Source organism: Streptomyces sp. NPDC093111, from assembly GCF_040683955.1.
Lineage (GTDB): Bacteria > Actinomycetota > Actinomycetes > Streptomycetales > Streptomycetaceae > Streptomyces.
Map to the genome: position 1 here is coordinate 187,511 of NZ_JBFBNW010000008.1, position 17,414 is coordinate 204,924.

Consider the following 17,414-nt stretch of genomic DNA (forward strand, 5'->3'; position numbering starts at 1 on the left):
CGCCGCCCCTTAGGGTCGGCCCATGACTCATGATCGTGTCGAACTGGTGATCTTCGACTGTGACGGCGTTCTGGTCGACAGCGAGCGCGTCTACTGCCGGGTGGACCGGGAGGTCTTCGCCGAGGTGGGCGCGGAGTTCACCGAGACCGAGATGGCGGACCTGTTCATCGGCGTCTCCCACAAGGGCCTCACCGCGCTCGTCGAGGAGCGGGCCGGCCGCACCCTGGCCCCGGACTGGCAGCACGCCTTCCGGCACCGCTACGAGGAGGCGCTGGACGCGGAGCTGACCCTGGTCGAGGGCATCACGGACGTCCTGGACGCCCTCGACGTCCCGTTCTGCCTCGCCTCCAACGGCAGCCCCGAGAGCATCCGCGCCAACCTCACCCGCACCGGCCTCCTCGACCGCTTCGAGGACCGCCTCTTCAGCGCCCGCCACGTCCCCCACCCGAAGCCGGCCCCCGACCTCTTCCTGCACGCCGCCACCACCATGGGCGTCCCGCCCGAGCGCTGCGCCGTCGTCGAGGACAGCCCGTACGGCGTCCAGGCCGCCCGCGCCGCCGGCATGCGCGCCTTCGGCTACGCCGGCGGCCTCACCCGCCCCGACCGCCTGACGGGCCCGGGCACGGTCGTCTTCGACGACATGCGGAAGCTGCCGGGGCTGCTGTTCAGCTGACGGGGAAGTCGGAGGTGTCGAGGGTGAGGCCGAAGGGGGCGGGGAGACGGATCTCCTCGCCGAACGGGACCGCGCGCAGGATGCGGTAGACGTCGCCCTTCGGCTCCCCGTAGAGCGTGACGGTCGGACCGCCGGGTGCCCACCGGTCAACCAGCAGGTAGAACGGCACTCCGGCCGTCGCGTAGCCCGCGGCCTTCGCGACGCGGTCGTGATTGGCGTTCGACTGCGAGGTGATCTCGACGACGAGCTCGGCCGACGCGGCCGGGATGTAGTGGCCGGGCTCGCTCAGAACGGCCTCGGGCGCCACCAGCAGGTCGGGGACGTACATTCCCGACCGGGCGGGGACGGCGACCGCCAGGGTCTGGTAGATGCCCCAGTCCTCGGGAATCACGCCGTACAAGCGCCGCTGGATTTTGTCGGCGATGCTGTTGTGATGGTTGGCGGGTGACGGTGCCACGGTGATGATCCCCTCGATGATCTCCACCTTGCAGCCCTCGGGCCAGTCCATCTCGTGCCAGAGGCGGAGGACATCGTCCCAGCCCTGCCCGGCATCAACGGCGAGTGCGCTCACGGTGTGCTCCTCAATCGGTCGTCACCGATCCCAGCATGCCGAACGGGACCGGCGGGGGTCCACCGGTCCCGTTCACCCGAAGGTGTCGCTGGCACATGCCAGAGGCGATCTCCTGGTTACGCGATGCGGTCCAGCACGATCGGGTTCGCCGTGAACGGGGTGCCGGTCGGGGCGATGTCCCAGGCGGCGGTCAGGGACTTCAGGGCGTAGTCGAACTTCTCCGGGGTGTCCGTGTGGAGGGTCAGCAGGGGCTGGCCCGCCGTGACCGTGTCGCCCGGCTTGGCGTGGAGCTCGACGCCCGCGCCGGCCTGCACCGGGTCCTCCTTGCGGGCGCGGCCGGCGCCCAGGCGCCAGGCGGCGATGCCGATGTCGTAGGCGTCGAGACGGGTCAGGACGCCGGAGGACGGGGCGGTGACGACGTGCTGCTCGCGGGCGACCGGGAGGGTCGCGTCCGGGTCGCCGCCCTGGGCGGCGATCATGCGGCGCCAGACGTCCATCGCGGAGCCGTCCGCGAGGGCCTTCGCCGGGTCGGCGTCCTTGATGCCGGCCGCGGTCAGCATCTCGCGGGCGAGGGCGAGGGTGAGGTCGACGACGTCCCGGGGGCCGCCGCCGGCGAGGACCTCGACGGACTCGCGGACCTCCAGGGCGTTGCCCGCGGTGAGGCCGAGCGGGGTCGACATGTCGGTGAGCAGCGCGACCGTCCGCACGCCGCTGTCGGTGCCGAGCTGCACCATCGTGGAGGCCAGCTCACGGGCGTCCTCGATGTTCTTCATGAAGGCGCCGGTGCCGACCTTCACGTCGAGGACGAGGGAGCCGGTGCCCTCGGCGATCTTCTTCGACATGATCGAGGAGGCGATCAGCGGGATGGCCTCCACCGTGCCGGTCACGTCGCGGAGCGCGTAGAGCTTCTTGTCCGCGGGGGCCAGGCCGTCGCCCGCCGCGCAGATGACCGCGCCGGTGGTGTCGAGGACGTGCAGCATCTCCTCGTTGGAGAGCAGCGCCCGCCAGCCCGGGATGGACTCCAGCTTGTCGAGGGTGCCGCCGGTGTGGCCGAGGCCCCGGCCGGAGAGCTGCGGCACGGCCGCGCCGCAGGCGGCGACCAGCGGGGCCAGCGGCAGGGTGATCTTGTCGCCGACGCCGCCGGTGGAGTGCTTGTCGGCGGTGGGCCGGGAGAGGGCGGAGAACTCCATGCGCTCGCCGCTGGCGATCATCGCCGCGGTCCAGCGGGCGATCTCGTCCCGGTTCATGCCGTTGAGCAGGATGGCCATGGCCAGGGCGGACATCTGCTCGTCGGCGACCTCACCGCGGGTGTAGGCGTCGATGACCCAGTCGATCTGCTCGGGGCTCAGCTCGCCCTTGTCCCGCTTCGTGCGGATGACGGAGATGACGTCCATGGTGGAGCCTCTTTCTACGCGCATAGAAGGTGATACGGGTGGGAAGGCCGGAGCGGCCCCTCCATGGTGGCGGAAGGGCCGCTCCGTCGTACTACTTGCTCAGGTGGTCCGGGCCGAAGGCCTGCGGCAGCATCTCCGCCAGCGTGGTGAGGCCGGCGGGCGTCTCCAGGACGAGTTCGGGTCCCCCGAACTCGTACAGCAGCTGCCGGCAGCGACCGCACGGCACCAGCGGGCCGCCGCTGCCGTCCACGCACACGAAGTGCGTCAGCCGGCCGCCCCCGGTCGCCTGGAGCTGCGACACCAGGCCGCACTCGGCGCACAGCCCGAGACCGAACGAGGCGTTCTCCACGTTGCAGCCGGAGACCACCCGCCCGTCGTCCACGAGCGCCGCCGCACCGACCGGGTAGCCCGAGTACGGGGCGTACGCCCGGGACATCGCCTCGCGGGCGACCACCCGCAGGGCCTCCCAGTCGGCCTCCGGGAGGACGGGCGTCACTTGCCCTGGCCCTTCCGGTACGGCAGACCGTCCGCCTTGGGCATCCGCAGCCGCTGTGCCGACAGGGCCAGCACGAGCAGCGTGGTGACGTACGGCGCGGCGTCCACGAACTGGCTCGGGACCTCGTCGGTGAGCGCGTACCAGAGGAAGAAGCCGGCGGCGAAGGCGGCGGAGATCGCCGCGACCACGTACTTCTTCTTGTACAGCTGCCACAGCATGGCGATCACCAGGAGCAGCGCGACCAGCAGCAGCAGCGCGTGGACGTTCTCGGCGCCGCCGCGCAGCTTGAGGCTGTCGGTGAAGCCGAACAGGCCGGCACCCATCGCCATGCCGCCCGGCATCCAGTTGCCGAAGATCATCGCGGCGAGACCGATGTAACCGCGGCCGCCGGTCTGGCCCTCCTGGTAGATGCCGGTGGCGACGATCGCGAGGAACGCGCCGCCGAGGCCGGCCAGACCGCCGGAGACGGTGACGGCGATGTACTTGTACTTGTAGACGTTGACGCCCAGCGACTCCGCCGCGACCGGGTTCTCACCGCAGGAGCGCAGGCGCAGGCCGAAGGAGGTGCGCCACAGCAGCCACCAGGTGGCCGGGATCAGCAGGATGGCGACCACGGTCAGCAGCGACAGGTTGGTGACCAGACCGCCGAGGATGCCGGCGATGTCGGAGATCAGGAACCAGTGCTTCTGCTGGAGGTCCTGCAGCCAGTCCGACAACCCTGGGATCGTGATCTGGGTGATCTGGTCGATGCGCGGGGACTGCTTGGAGGAGCCGCCCTCGGCCTCGGCGAACGTGAAGTTCGACAGGTAGCGGGTGAAGCCCACCGCGAGGATGTTGATCGCCACACCGGAGACGATGTGGTTGACGTTGAACGTCACGGTGATGATCGCGTGCAGCAGGCCGCCGATGGCGCCGCCGAGGACGCCGACGAGGACGCCGGTCCACGGACCCCACTGGTAGCCGGCCCAGGCACCGAACCAGGTGCCCAGGATCATCATGCCTTCGAGACCGATGTTGACGACGCCCGCGCGCTCGGCCCACAGACCGCCGAGACCGGCGAGACCGATCGGCACGGCGAGCTGGAGCGCGCCGGAGACCTGGCCGACGGAGGTCAGGTCGTCGGCCCCGGAGATGACCCGGACCAGCGAGAAGAGGGCGAGACCGCCCGCGACGATCAGCAGGATCCAGGGCCAGGTCAGCTTGCGGCGCCCGGCGCTGCGGGGCGCGGCGCTCGGCTTGGCAACGGTGCCGGTGCTCATGCCGCCACCTCCTTGTCGGTCTTGATGGCACCGCCGGCGGCGAGCTGCTCGCCGACCTTCTGCTGCTGGCGGCGGAGGCCGTAACGGCGGACGAGCTCGTAGGAGACGACCACGGCGATCACGATGATGCCCTGCATGATCTGGGTGATCTCCTTCGGGAACCCGGCGGTGTCGAGCGAGCTCGACGCCTTGTCCAGGAACGCGAACAGGAGGGCCGCGAAGAGGATGCCGACCGGGTGGTTGCGGCCGAGCAGGGCGATGGCGATGGCGGTGAAGCCGACGCCGACCGGGAAGTCGAGGCTGTACGTGTGGGTCTCGCCGAGCAGCGTCGGCATGCCGGACAGACCGGCCAGACCGCCCGAGATCAGCATCGTGGTGAGGATCATCTTCTTGGCGTCGACGCCGCTGGCCTGCGCGGCGGACTCGCTGGCGCCGGTGGCGCGCAGGTCGAAGCCGAACTTGGTGCGGTTGAGCGCGAACCAGTAGACGACGCCGAGCGCGAGCGCGACGAAGGTGAAGCCGTAGATCGTGCCGTTGCCCTCGCCCATGTCGATGCCCGGGAACCAGCCGGACTCGGCGATGTCACCGGTGGTGAGGTTGTTGGAGCCGGCCGGCTGGACGCCGAAGTTCTTCGGCAGGATCAGCCAGGCCACCAGGGCGGTGGTGATCGCGTTGAGCATGATCGTCGAGACGACCTCGGAGACCCCGCGGGTGGTCTTCAGGATGCCCGCGATACCGGCCCAGGCAGCACCCGTGAGGGCCGCGACCAGCACGATCACCAGGATGTGCAGCGGGCCGGGCAGCTCGATGGAGGCGCCGACCACGGCGGACACCATCGCGGCGAGGCGGTACTGCCCGTCGACGCCGATGTTGAAGAGGTTCATCCGGAAGCCGACGGCCACCGCCAGGGCCGCCAGGTAGTAGATCCCCGTCTGGTTGACGATCAGGACCTGGATGTCCGAGTACCCGGCGTTCTCGATCATCAGCCGGATCGGCTCGATCGGGTCGAGGCCCGTGGCGAGCAGCACCAGCACGGTGAGGACGAACGAGGTGACCAGGGCGAGCACGGGGCCCGCGGCCCCGATGATCAGCTTGTCCTTGTCGATTTTCATCATCGGGCGTCACCGTCTTCGGGGTGCTCTTCGGCGCCTTCGAGGTGGCCGGTGGCCGCGCCGGTCATGGCGGACCCCAGCTCCTCGGGCGTGATGGTGGCGGGGTCGGCGTCGGCGACCAGCTTGCCGCGGTACATGACGCGGAGCGTGTCGGACAGGCCGATCAGCTCGTCCAGGTCGGCGGAGATCAGCAGCACCGCCAGGCCCTCGCGGCGGGCGTCGCGGATCGCGTCCCAGATCTGCGCCTGGGCGCCGACGTCCACACCGCGGGTGGGGTGGGCGGCGATCAGGAACTTGGGGTTGTGGCTCATCTCGCGGCCGACGATCAGCTTCTGCTGGTTGCCGCCGGAGAGGGAGGCCGCGGTGACCTCGATGCCCGGGGTGCGCACGTCGTACTCGCGCACGATCCGCTCGGTGTCCTTGCGGGCGGCCTTCGGGTCGAGGATGCCGCGCTTGGAGTTGGGCGCCTCGGAGACGTGACCGAGGATCCGGTTCTCCCAGAGCGGGGCCTCCAGGAGCAGGCCGTGACGGTGCCGGTCCTCGGGGATGTAGCCGATGCCGCCCTCGCGGCGCTTGCGCACCGAGACCTTGGAGATGTCGGTCCCGTCGAGGCTGATGACGCCCGCGTCGGGGCTGTTCATGCCCATCAGGGCCTCGATGAGCTCGGTCTGGCCGTTGCCCTCGACGCCGGCGATGCCCAGGATCTCGCCCTTGTGGATGGTCAGCGAGACGTCGTCGAGCAGCTTGCGGCCGACCTCGGCCGTCTCGTGCACGTAGGTGTCGAGCGGCGAGATGATCCGGGCGGAGGACTCCTGCGGGACGATCGTGACACCGGTCTCGACCAGGGTCAGCCCCTCCACCCGCAGCATCGGCACGTCCGTCACCGTCGACTCGCGGGTCTCCGGCGAGGGCAGCTCGGTGCCGACCATCAGCTCGGCGAGCTGCTTGGTGGTGGCGGTCTTCGGGTCGGCGGTGCCGACCGTGGTGCCGCGGCGGATGACGGTGATGTCGTCCGCGACCTTCAGGACCTCGCCCAGCTTGTGCGAGATGAAGATGACGGTGAGGCCCTCGGACTTGAGCTCGCGCAGGTTGTCGAAGAGCGCGTCGACCTCCTGCGGCACGAGGACCGCGGTCGGCTCGTCGAGGATGAGGATCTTGGCGCCTCGGTAGAGGACCTTGAGGATCTCCACGCGCTGGCGGTCGGCGACACCGAGGTCCTCGACGAGCACGTCGGGGCGGACGCCGAGGCCGTACGCGTCGGAGATCTCCTGGATCTTCCGGCGGGCCTTGGCGCCGATGCCGTAGAGCTTCTCGCCGCCGAGGACGACGTTCTCCAGGACCGTGAGGTTGTCGGCGAGCATGAAGTGCTGGTGCACCATGCCGATGCCGCGCGCGATGGCGTCGGCGGGGCTCGCGAACGAGACCTGCTCGCCATCGATGGCGATGGTGCCCTCGTCCGGCTTCTGCATGCCGTAGAGGATCTTCATCAGGGTGGACTTGCCGGCACCGTTCTCGCCGATGAGGGCATGCACGGTGCCCTTGCGGACGGTGATGGCGATGTCCTTGTTGGCGACGACGCCGGGGAACCGCTTGGTGATGCCGTGGAGTTCTACGGCAGGGGGGCTGGACGCGTTGATGGCGCACTCTCCTTGGCCGGAAGGAGCGGGAGCGGAGGGGCAGGGCGGGGCGAAGTTATCGTGCCGGTGTGACATCTACACGCGTAGCGCTGCCGAAAATTGAAAACCCGTACGGGAATGGGGCGGGTCCTGCCGCCGAGGTGGCGTCGTCCGCCCGGAGGGCGGGCCGCGCGGTGTCTGGCGCGTGCAGCTGCAAGGCGGAGGCGACAGACAATGGCGGAGCCATGGCTGTCGCCTCCAACGCGGCAGATGCGCGTGCCAGGCGCCGCGCGGCAGACGCCACCTCGGCGGCAGGGCCCGAGGCCCGGTCCCAGTGGGATGCCACTGGGACCGGGCCCGCGGACTCAGGTCGTGACCTGGGTGCCGTTACGGCGTGGTCTTGACCGTGATCTTGCCGTCGACGATGTCCTTCTTCGCCTGGTCGACAGCGGCGATGAGGTCGGTCATCTTCTTGTAGGCCGGGTTGGAGTCGGCCAGGCCGACGCCGTCCGTGGCGAGGCCGTAGCGGATCTCACCGGTCTGCGGCTTGCCGTCCTTGACCGACTTGATCAGGTTGAAGACGGAGTCCGAGACGTCCTTGGTGACCGAGGTGAGGATGCTGTCCTTGTAGGCGGCCAGACCCTTCTGGTTGTACTGGTCGGAGTCGACGCCGATGGCCCACTTGCCGGCCTTCGAGGTGGCCTCGATCGCGCCGGAGCCGGCGAGACCGGCGGCCGCGTAGATCACGTCGGCGCCCTTGTCGAGCTGGCCCTGCGCGGCGGCCTTGCCGAGGTCGGGCTTCGAGAAGCCGTCGAAGTTCGGCGGCTGGGTCAGGTACTGGGTGAGCACCGTGGCCTTGGGGTTGGTGGCCTTGACGCCCTGGACGAAGCCCGCCTCGAACTTCTTGATCAGCGGAACCTCGACACCGCCGATGAAGCCGACCTTGCCGGTCTTGGACGCCTTGGCGGCGGCGACGCCGGCCAGGTAGGAGCCCTGCTCCTCGTTGAAGACGAGGTTGGCGATGTTCGGGCCGGTCTTCGACGTGTCGTCGATGAGGCCGAAGGTGGTCTTCGGGTAGGCCTTGGCGACCTTCTCGATGGCCGGGGCGTAGGCGAAGCCGACGCCGATGACCGGGTTGTTCCCGGCGCGGGCCAGAGCGGTCAGGCGCTGCACCTTGTCGGCGTCGCCCTCGCCCTCGGACGGCTCGGCCTCGGCACCCTTGACGCCGAGCTCGCTCTCGGCCTTCTTCAGGCCCTCGTAGGCGGCGTCGTTGAAGGACTGGTCACCGCGGCCGCCGATGTCGTACGCGATGGCGGCCTTGGTGGCACCGGCGGAGGAGCTGGGGCTCGAACCGGCGTCCGTCGACGACTTGCCACAGGCGGTGGCGGACAGGGCGAGGGCCGCGGAGGCGATGCCTACCGTGGTGATCCTGGTGATCCGGCGCAAGAGGAGGGTCCCTTCGAGACTGACCGAAAGCGCCTCTTCCGGCGCTGGTTTCGCGGCGATCGTAACGCGCGTAGATGTCAGTTAAAGACCCGTTCATGAGTCGTTATCGGATCGACGCGAACCGGCCAACTCGCAACCCCCGGCATCCGGCCCGATACGGCCCGTCATACACGCTGGTACGAGTATGCGGGCCGGGCCCCGGATCGACACGCCGAGGACTCGGCCGGACGGAGGAACGACGTCCGGCCGGCCATTAAGTCGTACTTAAAGTCCGGTATTCGGCGCTTCTGTGAACATCGGGTGTCGGCTCGGACGCGGGCGTCAGCTCCGGGTGTCCGCGTCGAGCAGGGCCGCCGCCGTGAAGAGCTCCACCCCGACCGTGATGGCCCGCTCGTCCACGTCGAAGTCGCCGGCGTGCAGGTCGCGCACCCGGGTGTCGCCGGGGACCCGGACGCCGAGCCGGGCCATGGCGCCGGGGACGTGCTCCAGGTACCAGGAGAAGTCCTCGCCGCCGAGGGACTGCTCGGTGTCCTCGACCGAGGACGGGCCGAGCCGGGCGGCCATGGCGTCGCGGAGCAGTTCGGTGACGATCACGTCATTGACGACCGGGGGGACGCCGCGGACGTACTCGACGCTCGACTTGGCCCGGTGCAGGGTCGCGACCTCGTCGATCGCCGCGTGCACCAGGTCCGGGGCGTCCCGCCAGGACGGCAGGTCGAGGCAGCGGACGGTGCCGGAGAGCTCGGCGTGCTGCGGGATGACGTTGGGGGCGTGGCCGGCCTCGATGCGGCCCCAGGTGAGGGAGAGGCCGGAGCGGGCGTCGACCCGGCGGGCGAGCACCGCGGGCACGTCGGCGGCGACCCGGGCGACGGCGGTGACCAGGTCGGTGGTCAGGTGCGGGCGGGCGGTGTGGCCGCCGGGGCCGTCGAGGGTGACCTCCAGGCGGTCGCAGGCGGAGGTGATGGGCCCGGCGCGCAGCCCGATCCGTCCGGCGTCGACCCTCGGGTCGCAGTGCACGGCGATGATCCGGCCGACGCCGTCCAGGACGCCGCAGTCGATCGCGTCGGCGGCGCCGCCGGGCAGGACCTCCTCGGCGGGCTGGAAGATCAGCCGCACGGGGGCCGGGAGGCGGCCCTGCCGGTCCAGCTCGGCAAGGACGAGTCCGGCGCCCAGGACGGCGGTGGTGTGGACGTCGTGGCCGCAGGCGTGGGCGCGGTCGGGCACGGTGGAGCGGTAGGCCACGGACTTGGTGTCGGGGATGGGGAGCGCGTCGATGTCGGCGCGGATCGCCAGCATGGCCCGCCCCGGACCCGGGGTGCCGATGTCGCAGATCAGGCCGGTGCCGGTGGCCAGCACCCGTGGCGCGAGGCCGGCCGCCTCCAGGCGCTCCTTGATCGCCGCGGTGGTCCGGAACTCCTGTTTGCCGAGCTCGGGGTGCATGTGCAAGTCCCTGCGGAACGCGATCAGTTCGCCGCGCAGGGGGTCGGACAGCGTTCCGGGCAGCGTTGCGGGCGCCGCGTCGGGGCCGGGCTCACGGGACTTCAACTGGTTCACCTTTTGAAGGATAGGCCCCAAGAAAGATCAACTGCCCGTTGATCACGAAAAGTTCAGCCCGTTAGGGGAAAGAATCCCGGTTCCGCAGGCATGGTGGTCACCCTCTGTGGGTACGCTTACCCGAATTCGAGCCTTTCGGTGCGGGTCGCGGTCCCGGCGACCCCCGCGAGGAAGCCCTGGGCGCGCGGTGAGGCGTTCTCCCGCAGCCACTCGGGGGCGATCTCGCAGACGGCCACCTTCACCCCCGTGCCGGCCAGGGCCAGCGGCAGGGTGTGCACGACCGTGGACGGGAAGCTGACGACCGTACGCCCGATGGGGCCGCGACGCGCGATCAGTTCCAGCGGCAGATCGGGGCGGACCACCTCCAGGCCGGTCTCCACCGCGACCCGGTGCAGCTTCTCGGCGCTCTCGCGGCGGTGCGCGAAGTAGCGGGTGGCGCCGTGGGTGCGGGCCAGCACGGTCACGGCCCGCAGGTACTCGTCGGGGTCGACGACGCCGGTCTCCACGAGCGAGGTGCCGACCAGGTCGGCGCCGCGGGTCAGCCGGGGCGGGCCGAACCGGGACCGGGTCCAGGAGAAGTCGTTGGCGAGCACGGTGGTGCCCGGCGGCGGCTCGACCGGCAGCGAGGTGAAGATCTCCACCGTGCGGTGCCGGCCGGGGGCCAGCTTGCGGCGGGCCATCGAGGTCACCGGGGCGAGCACCAGTTCGCGCGGGCCCCGGCTGCCCCGCCGGTGCCAGCGCACCAGGCGTTCGCCGCGCGCCAGTTGGGCGGCGAACTCCATGGTGGCGGTGCCGTCGTCGACGACGGTGACCCGGCGGGGGCCGAAGAGGGTGAGCAGCAGCTGGACGTAGCGCGAGAACGGGTCCCCGATGATCACCCGGTCCGCCGAGCGCAGCGGCCCGGCGAGCTCCCGGAGCGTCCGGACGACGGCCCCCCGGCCCTGGCGGGCGTCCTGCCACTTCACGGTGATGCCCTCGTCCCGGGCGAGCTGGGCCATCCGGCGCAACTGGCCGCGGGACATGGGGTCGGTGGGTGAGAGGACGACGACGGTGAGGTCGCCGGGGCCGGTGCGGCCCGGACCGGCGGCCGGGACGGGCGGGACGGGCGCACCGGCCCGGCCGCCGTCCTGGCCGCCGGGCCGGGTGCCGTCCCGGTCGCCGGTCGCCGGCACGGGGGCGCGGCGGGTCGGCTGGGGTGGCACCGCCTGGAGGCGGGGCGGGTCCTGGAGGGCCGCGGTGTGGGCCCATTCCAGGACGTTCAGAAGCTGGACCGGGCTCTCGACGAACGCCAGCTGCCCGGTCATGCGGCGACGAGCCCCTGGACCCGGCGGAGCTTCTTCATCGGGCCGAGCTCCGACTCGTAGACCTTCTTGACGCCGTCGCCGAGGGCGGCCTCGATGGTGCGGATGTCGCGGACCAGGCGCTGGAGGCCCTGCGGCTCGACGGAGGCGGCCTGGTCGGAGCCCCACATGGCGCGGTCGAGGGTGATGTGGCGCTCGACGAAGGTGGCGCCGAGGGCGACCGCGGCGAGCGTGGTCTGGAGGCCGGTCTCGTGGCCGGAGTAGCCGATCGGGACGTTGGGGTACTCCTCCTGGAGCGTCTGGATGACGCGCAGGTTGAGCTCCTCGGCCTTGGCCGGGTAGGTCGAGGTGGCGTGGCAGAGCAGGATGTTGTCGCTGCCCAGGACCTCGACGGCGTGCCGGATCTGCTTCGGGGTGGACATGCCGGTGGAGAGGATCACCGTGCGGCCGGTGGCGCGCAGTTCGCGCAGCAGCTCGTCGTCGGTGAGGGAGGCGGAGGCCACCTTGTGGGCGGGGACGTCGAACTTCTCCAGGAAGGCGACGGCCTCGGTGTCCCACGGGGAGGCGAACCACTCGATGCCGCGCTTCTCGCAGTGCTCGTCGATGGCGCGGTACTCGTCCTCGCCGAACTCCACGCGGTGGCGGTAGTCGATGTAGGTCATCCGGCCCCAGGGGGTGTCGCGCTCGATGTCCCACTGGTCGCGCGGTGTGCAGATCTCGGGGGTGCGCTTCTGGAACTTGACGGCGTCGCAGCCGGCCTCGGCGGCCGCGTCGATGAGCGCGAAGGCGTTGTTCAGGTCGCCGTTGTGGTTGATGCCGATCTCGCCCGTGATGTAGACGGAGTGGCCCGGGCCGGCGGTCTTGCTGCCGAGGGTGCGGAGGCGGGTGCTCATGAGGGTTCCTTCGGGTGATCGGGTGATCGGGGGATCGGGGGATCGGGGGGATCAGCGTGCGGGGGTGTGGAGCTCGGGTCCGAGGAGCCAGGCGGCGATCTCGCGGATCGCTCCGAAGCCGCCGGGGGTCTCGGTGACCGCGCGGGCGGCGGCCCGTACGGAGTCGTGGGCGCTGCCCACCGCGACGGGCCAGCCGACGAGGTGGAAGCAGGGCAGGTCGTTGACGTCGTTGCCGGCGTAGAGCACCCGCTGCGGGTCGATGCCCTGCTCGTCGCACCACTGCTTGAGGGCGAGGTCCTTGCGGTCCACGCCGTGCAGCACGGGGACGCGCAGCTTGCGGGCGCGGGCGGCGACGACGGGGTTCTGCTCGCTGGACAGGATGAGCAGCGGGAGGCCGGCCCGGCGCAGGGCGGCGATGCCGAGGCCGTCGCCGCGGTGGACGGAGACGAACTCGCGTCCGTCGGCGTCGATGTGGACGCGGTCGTCGGTCTGGGTGCCGTCGAAGTCGAGGACCACCGCGTCGACGTCGTCGAAGGTCGGGGCGGCCGTGGTGTCGAGGAGCGCGGCGAGGGCGCGGGCGCGGGCCAGGTCGTGCGGGTCGTCGATCTCCAGGACCCGGGCGGGGTCGGCGACGACGAGGGCGGTGCGGCCGAAGAAGCGGTGCCGGTGGGTGCGGAAGCCCTCGGCGGCCATCGCGTACACGGCGCCGGTCTCCAGGTACTCGGGCGTGCGGTCCTGGCGGCGGGGGCGGTGCGCCTTGTCGTGGTTGACGCCGGTGGCGGTCGCGCCGTCGGGGCCCTCCGGCTCCTCCCGCCACAGGAAGCCGTGCGAGGGGGCGGCGGTGAAGGCCGTGTCGGCCGCGCCGGAGGTGATCCTCGCGGCCGTGCCGTCGACCTCGTCCGGGGTGAGGAAGGGGCTCGTGCACTGGACGAGCAGGACGACGTCGGGGCGGCGGCCGGTGGTGGCCTCGAAGGCGTCCATGGCGTGCAGGACGGCCGATTCGCTGGTGGCGGTGTCGTCGGAGAGGGCGGCGGGGCGGCGCACCGCCTCCGCGCCGAAGGAGCGGGCGGCGTCGGCGATGCCCGGGTCGTCGGTGGAGACGACGACGTCGGTGACGCGGGGGGCGGCGAGGCAGGCGCGGACGGCGCGGGCGACCAGCGGCAGTCCCGCGACGGTGGCCAGGTTCTTGCCGGGGACGCCCTTGGAGCCGCCCCGGGCGGGGATCACGGCGAGGACGGTCGGCGTCGGCGGTGTCATCAGATCTCTCCCAGACGGCGGATGACGGGGGCCACGCGCTGCACGCCGTGGCGGTAGGCGCCGCGCGCGGCCTCGCGGACGATCCGGCGCACCCCGCTCTCGCGGGGCTCGGGCGCGGTGAGGTCGAGCCGGTGGCGGGCGAGGACGGTCGGCAGGTAGCCGCCCGCGGTCTCGGGCGTGTAATACGGGGCGGGCGGCGGCAGCGGGGGCCCGTCGAGCAGTTCGGCGACCCGGGCGCGGGCGGCGTCGAAGGCCCTCTCGTACGGGGCGTCGGCGGCGACGCCCTGGCGGGCCAGCCACTTCTCGTCGGGGCGCGGTACGGCCCGGGCGTCGAGGCGGTCGAAGGAGCTGAGCAGGCCCGAGCCGATGAAGTGGTGGTTGCCGAGCGCCTCGCGCACGCCGAGGTCGGTGAGGATCGCGGTGGGGATCCGCCGGTGCAGGGCTTCGAGGGCGGCCGTCGAGGAGACGGTGACCAGCAGGTCGGTGCGGTCCAGGACCTCGCCCATGTGCCCGTACACGAGGCGGAAGTTGGCCGGCACGGACAGCTCGCGCACCAGCTTCTGGTACGGGAACTCCTCCAGGTGCGTGGTGTGTTCGCCGGGCTTGGAGCGCAGCTTCAGGAGCACCTCGCGGTCCGGGTGCAGCCGGGCGTGCTCGACGAGCCGGCGCAGCACGTAGGCGCGTTCGGCCTTGGTGACGGGCACGGAGGGCTGGGCGGCGAAGACCAGGGTGTCGCGGCCGGGCTCGGGGGCGTACGGGGCGCCGCCGAGGAAGGGCAGGGCGGCCTCCACGACCGAGCCCGGGTCGGCGCCGACCCCCTCGTACACGGCGCGGAAGCGCTCGGCGTCGTGCCGGGAGTTGGCGAGGACGACGTCGGCGCCGTGGCGCAGCAGCAGTCCGTCGGCCAGCTTCTCGTAGACGACCCCGACATAGCCGGTGACGATGACCGGGCGGCGGGCCGGGGAGAGTTCCGCGAGGCCCTGGAGCACGGCCCGGACGGTGCCGCCGACGAGGGCGAGGACGACCACGTCGTAGGCGCCGTCGCGCACCTCGCGCAGGAACTCCGCGCCGGTGACCTCGCGCGGGGCCACGTCCGACACACCGGTCTCGGCGAGCTGCCGTGCGGTGGGGGTGGCCCTGCCGCGCAGGACGAATCCCGTGGGGCCTTCGGATGCGGTGTTCCCGGCGCTTCCGGTGGTGATTCTGCGTGCGGTGAGCACGCCCCATTTCCACCGGGTGTCGGAGTCGGCGAGTACGGCGACGCGCGCCGCTCGATCGGTACGTGATGGCACGTCGAGGACGCTAGGAGGGCCGGGGGATTCGCGGCCCAACTGGGCCACAACAAATGGTTAACAGCACCATGACGCATTGCGGGAAACGGACAGAAAGGGGATCGGGTCCGGGTGGTTAAGGGGCCCGCCGCTTTGTGTTCACCGGGCATCCCTCTGGCGGTCAGGACGAATGCCGGGGCGGCGCCTAGCGTCGGCCGTGTGGTCAAGCTCTCCGTCGTCGTGCCGTTCTACAACGTGCAGACATATGCCCCCGACGCCCTCAGAAGCCTGCGCGCCAACGCCCGCGAGGACTTCGAGTTCCTGCTGGTCGACGACTGTTCGACCGACGGGACCGCGGAGCTCCTGGACCGGGCCGCGCGCGAGATCCCGGGGGCGGTGCTGATCCGGCACGCGCGCAACGAGGGTCTCGCGACCGCCCGGAACACCGGACTCGACGCGGCCCGCGGCGAGTACCTGGCCTTCCTGGACGGTGACGACTGGGTGGCCCCCGGCTGCTACGAGCGGCTCGTGGGCACCCTGGACGGGCTCGGCTGCGACTTCCTGCGCACCGACCACGTCCGGGTCACCGGCCGGAACCGGTCGGTGCGGCGGGTGCCGGTGGGGCGGCGCGGCGAGGTGCTGCGGCCGCGGGACGCGATCCTGCCGGCGGACCGGACGACCTCGGTGGACTACCCGTACGCCTGGGCCGGGATGTACCACCGGCGGCTGCTCGACCGGGGGCTGCTGCACTTCACGCACGGGCTGCGGACGGCCGAGGACCGGCCGTGGATCTGGCGGCTGCACCGTGCGGCGGAATCCTTCGCCGTCACCGGTGAGCTGGGAATCTTCTACCGGCGTGGGGTCGCCACCTCGCTCACTCAGATCGGCGACGTACGGCAGCTCGATTTCATTCGCGCATTCGACCAGGTGATCGAGGAAACAATGGGCGATCCGGATGCGGACCGGCTTCTCCCGAAGGCTGTCCGCACCTATTGCGCGGTGATTTCCCATCACATCGGGAACATGGCCAAATTCGAACCGGAAGTGGCGCGGAAATTGCGGTCGATGAGCGCGGGGGCGCTGCGGCGCCTCCCCCAGGACGTCCTCGGCGAGGCGCTCACCGCGATGGGCGACGACCGGGCGAGCGCCCTGCGCCGCCTGAAGCGCCGCCGCCCGTCGGACCCGGCCGCTCCCTCCAGCCCGGCCGCCCCCTCCGCCCCCTCCGCCCCCTCCGCCCCGGCCGTGAAGGAGGCGGGTGCCGCGTGAGTACCACCCAGATCTTCTGTGCCTCCACCCTCTACGGCGCGGCCACCCTCGCCGCCGCCCTCGACAGCGGCTGCTTCCGCCCCGCCGACCGGCGGCTGCTGCTGGTCACCACCAACGCCGCGGTCCCCGAGACCGCCACCCCGCTCGACCGGATGCCCGGCTTCGAGCGGCTGCGCGGCCGTTTCGACGCCGTCCTGGACTGGAACGCGACGATCGAGCCGCTGCACCCCGGCGGCTGGACGCCCCGCCCCGACGACCTGCCCCTGCTCCAGCGCCACCTGCGGCTGCTGTGGGGGCTCGGCACCGACCGGGTCGAACTCGTCCTGGAGTCCCTCCAGGTGGCGCCCGCGCTGACGATCGCCCAGCTCTTCCCGGACGCCGCCCTCCACGTCTACGCGGACGGCCTGATGAGCTACGGGCCGACCCGCAACAAGATCGACCCGCTGGTCGGCGAGCGGGTGCGCCGGCTCCTCCACCTCGACCTGGTGCCGGACCTCGCCCCGCTGCTGCTCGCCGAGTTCGGCGCCGTCGCCGAGACCGTGCCGACCGAGGCGTTCACCAAGGTCGTCGAGGAGCTGGCCGGGCCCGCCGCCGCCCAGGAGGGCCCCGCGCTGCTGCTCGGCCAGTACCTCGCGGCGCTCTCCCTCCTCACCCCCGAGGAGGAGGGCGAGCTGCACCTGCGGATGGTGCGCGGCGCCGTCGCCCTCGGCCACCGGCGGCTCGTCTTCAAGCCGCACCCCACGGCCCCCGACGCCTGGTCGCGGGCCCTGGTCCGGGAGGCGGAGGCGCTCGGCGCCGAACTGACCGTCCTGGACCGGCCGGTGCTCGCCGAGGTGCTGTACCGGGAGCTGCGGCCCGCGCTGGTGGTGGGCTGCTTCTCGACGGCGCTGCTCACCGCGAGCGCCTTCTACGGGATCCCCACCGCCCGCGTCGGCACCCGGCCCCTGCTGGCCCGGCTCACCCCGTACCAGAACAGCAACCGGATCCCGGTGGCCCTGGTGGACGCGCTCGTCCCAGCCCTGGAGGACGGGGAGGAGACCGCCCCGCTGAGCGCGGAGGAGCTGACGGGCCTGGTCGCCGCGGTCGGCTTCGCGATGCAGCCGAAGGTACGGGCGGACCTGCGGGAAGCGGCGGTGCGGCACCTGTCGGGCCCGTCGGCGGCCCGCACCCGGTACCACTTCACCCGCCGCCGCCTCACCTCCCTGGGCCTCCCGGGCGGCCTCCCGGTCCCCCGCCACCCGAAGATCCGCCGGCTGGCCCGCCGCGCCCTCAAGCTGAAGCGGCGGGCCCTGGGCGGCTAGCCGC

The 17,414-nt window shown here is 71.8% G+C and carries 15 protein-coding genes; 3 read left to right on the forward strand and 12 right to left on the reverse strand.

The window, feature by feature from the left end; translation table 11 throughout:
- The first annotated feature begins 22 nt into the window (after positions 1–22).
- Positions 23–673: an HAD family hydrolase gene (locus tag AB0Q96_RS15955; protein ID WP_365325738.1), complete on the forward strand. Its 651-nt coding sequence runs from the start codon at positions 23–25 to the stop codon at positions 671–673.
- On the opposite strand, the gene AB0Q96_RS15960 is transcribed toward AB0Q96_RS15955, so the two are convergent.
- The 12 genes from AB0Q96_RS15960 to AB0Q96_RS16015 form a co-directional block, all read right to left on the reverse strand.
- On the reverse strand, positions 666–1,244 hold the full coding sequence (locus tag AB0Q96_RS15960) for a Uma2 family endonuclease (RefSeq protein WP_365325740.1): 579 nt from the start codon (positions 1,242–1,244) through the stop codon (positions 666–668). The genes AB0Q96_RS15955 and AB0Q96_RS15960 overlap by 8 nt on opposite strands.
- A 116-nt stretch (positions 1,245–1,360) precedes the next feature.
- A complete protein-coding gene (locus AB0Q96_RS15965; protein WP_365325742.1) occupies positions 1,361–2,638 on the reverse strand; it encodes a thymidine phosphorylase in 1,278 nt (425 codons plus the stop codon).
- 91 nt (positions 2,639–2,729) lie between these two features.
- A complete protein-coding gene (locus tag AB0Q96_RS15970; RefSeq protein WP_365325744.1) occupies positions 2,730–3,134 on the reverse strand; it encodes a cytidine deaminase in 405 nt (134 codons plus the stop codon).
- Complete coding sequence (locus tag AB0Q96_RS15975) at positions 3,131–4,393, reverse strand: ABC transporter permease (protein WP_365325746.1); 1,263 nt, start codon at positions 4,391–4,393, stop codon at positions 3,131–3,133. Before AB0Q96_RS15975 ends, AB0Q96_RS15970 begins: the two co-directional genes overlap by 4 nt.
- Positions 4,390–5,508, reverse strand: coding sequence for an ABC transporter permease (locus AB0Q96_RS15980; RefSeq protein ID WP_365325748.1), 1,119 nt, complete (start codon positions 5,506–5,508; stop codon positions 4,390–4,392). The genes AB0Q96_RS15975 and AB0Q96_RS15980 overlap by 4 nt, the downstream gene beginning before the upstream one ends.
- A complete protein-coding gene (locus AB0Q96_RS15985) occupies positions 5,505–7,217 on the reverse strand; it encodes an ABC transporter ATP-binding protein (protein WP_365325750.1) in 1,713 nt (570 codons plus the stop codon). Before AB0Q96_RS15985 ends, AB0Q96_RS15980 begins: the two co-directional genes overlap by 4 nt.
- A 291-nt stretch (positions 7,218–7,508) precedes the next feature.
- Positions 7,509–8,567, reverse strand: coding sequence for a BMP family ABC transporter substrate-binding protein (locus AB0Q96_RS15990; RefSeq protein ID WP_365325752.1), 1,059 nt, complete (start codon positions 8,565–8,567; stop codon positions 7,509–7,511).
- Positions 8,568–8,888: 321 nt separating this feature from the next.
- Complete coding sequence (locus AB0Q96_RS15995; RefSeq protein WP_365325754.1) at positions 8,889–10,121, reverse strand: M20 family metallopeptidase; 1,233 nt, start codon at positions 10,119–10,121, stop codon at positions 8,889–8,891.
- A 116-nt stretch (positions 10,122–10,237) separates the two neighbouring features.
- Complete coding sequence (locus AB0Q96_RS16000) at positions 10,238–11,425, reverse strand: hypothetical protein (RefSeq protein WP_365325756.1); 1,188 nt, start codon at positions 11,423–11,425, stop codon at positions 10,238–10,240.
- Positions 11,422–12,315: an N-acetylneuraminate synthase family protein gene (locus tag AB0Q96_RS16005; protein ID WP_365325758.1), complete on the reverse strand. Its 894-nt coding sequence runs from the start codon at positions 12,313–12,315 to the stop codon at positions 11,422–11,424. Before AB0Q96_RS16005 ends, AB0Q96_RS16000 begins: the two co-directional genes overlap by 4 nt.
- A gap of 51 nt (positions 12,316–12,366) precedes the next feature.
- Positions 12,367–13,572 carry an acylneuraminate cytidylyltransferase gene (locus AB0Q96_RS16010; protein ID WP_365325760.1) on the reverse strand — a complete coding sequence of 402 codons (1,206 nt, stop codon included), beginning with the start codon at positions 13,570–13,572 and terminating at the stop codon, positions 12,367–12,369.
- Entirely contained in the window at positions 13,572–14,864 is a 1,293-nt protein-coding gene (locus AB0Q96_RS16015; protein ID WP_365325762.1) for a DUF6716 putative glycosyltransferase, read from the reverse strand. Before AB0Q96_RS16015 ends, AB0Q96_RS16010 begins: the two co-directional genes overlap by 1 nt.
- A gap of 198 nt (positions 14,865–15,062) precedes the next feature.
- Here AB0Q96_RS16015 and AB0Q96_RS16020 point away from each other — a divergent pair, with 198 nt between their 5' ends.
- On the forward strand, positions 15,063–16,109 hold the full coding sequence (locus AB0Q96_RS16020; protein ID WP_365325764.1) for a glycosyltransferase family 2 protein: 1,047 nt from the start codon (positions 15,063–15,065) through the stop codon (positions 16,107–16,109).
- The gene (locus AB0Q96_RS16025; RefSeq protein WP_365325766.1) at positions 16,106–17,410 is read left to right on the forward strand and encodes an alpha-2,8-polysialyltransferase family protein; all 1,305 of its coding nucleotides are present in this window, start codon (positions 16,106–16,108) and stop codon (positions 17,408–17,410) included. Before AB0Q96_RS16020 ends, AB0Q96_RS16025 begins: the two co-directional genes overlap by 4 nt.
- Positions 17,411–17,414: the final 4 nt, after the last annotated feature.

Bases quoted from the DNA above. Each gene is read 5' to 3' on its own strand.
- AB0Q96_RS15955 (WP_365325738.1), top strand. From the start codon at position 23: ATGACTCATGATCGTGTCGAACTGGTGATCTTCGACTGTGACGGCGTT.
- AB0Q96_RS15965 (WP_365325742.1), bottom strand. From the start codon at position 2,638: ATGGACGTCATCTCCGTCATCCGCACGAAGCGGGACAAGGGCGAGCTG.
- AB0Q96_RS15975 (WP_365325746.1), bottom strand. From the start codon at position 4,393: ATGAGCACCGGCACCGTTGCCAAGCCGAGCGCCGCGCCCCGCAGCGCC.
- AB0Q96_RS15980 (WP_365325748.1), bottom strand. From the start codon at position 5,508: ATGATGAAAATCGACAAGGACAAGCTGATCATCGGGGCCGCGGGCCCC.
- AB0Q96_RS15985 (WP_365325750.1), bottom strand. From the start codon at position 7,217: ATGTCACACCGGCACGATAACTTCGCCCCGCCCTGCCCCTCCGCTCCC.
- AB0Q96_RS16000 (WP_365325756.1), bottom strand. From the start codon at position 11,425: ATGACCGGGCAGCTGGCGTTCGTCGAGAGCCCGGTCCAGCTTCTGAAC.
- AB0Q96_RS16005 (WP_365325758.1), bottom strand. From the start codon at position 12,315: ATGAGCACCCGCCTCCGCACCCTCGGCAGCAAGACCGCCGGCCCGGGC.
- AB0Q96_RS16010 (WP_365325760.1), bottom strand. From the start codon at position 13,572: ATGACACCGCCGACGCCGACCGTCCTCGCCGTGATCCCCGCCCGGGGC.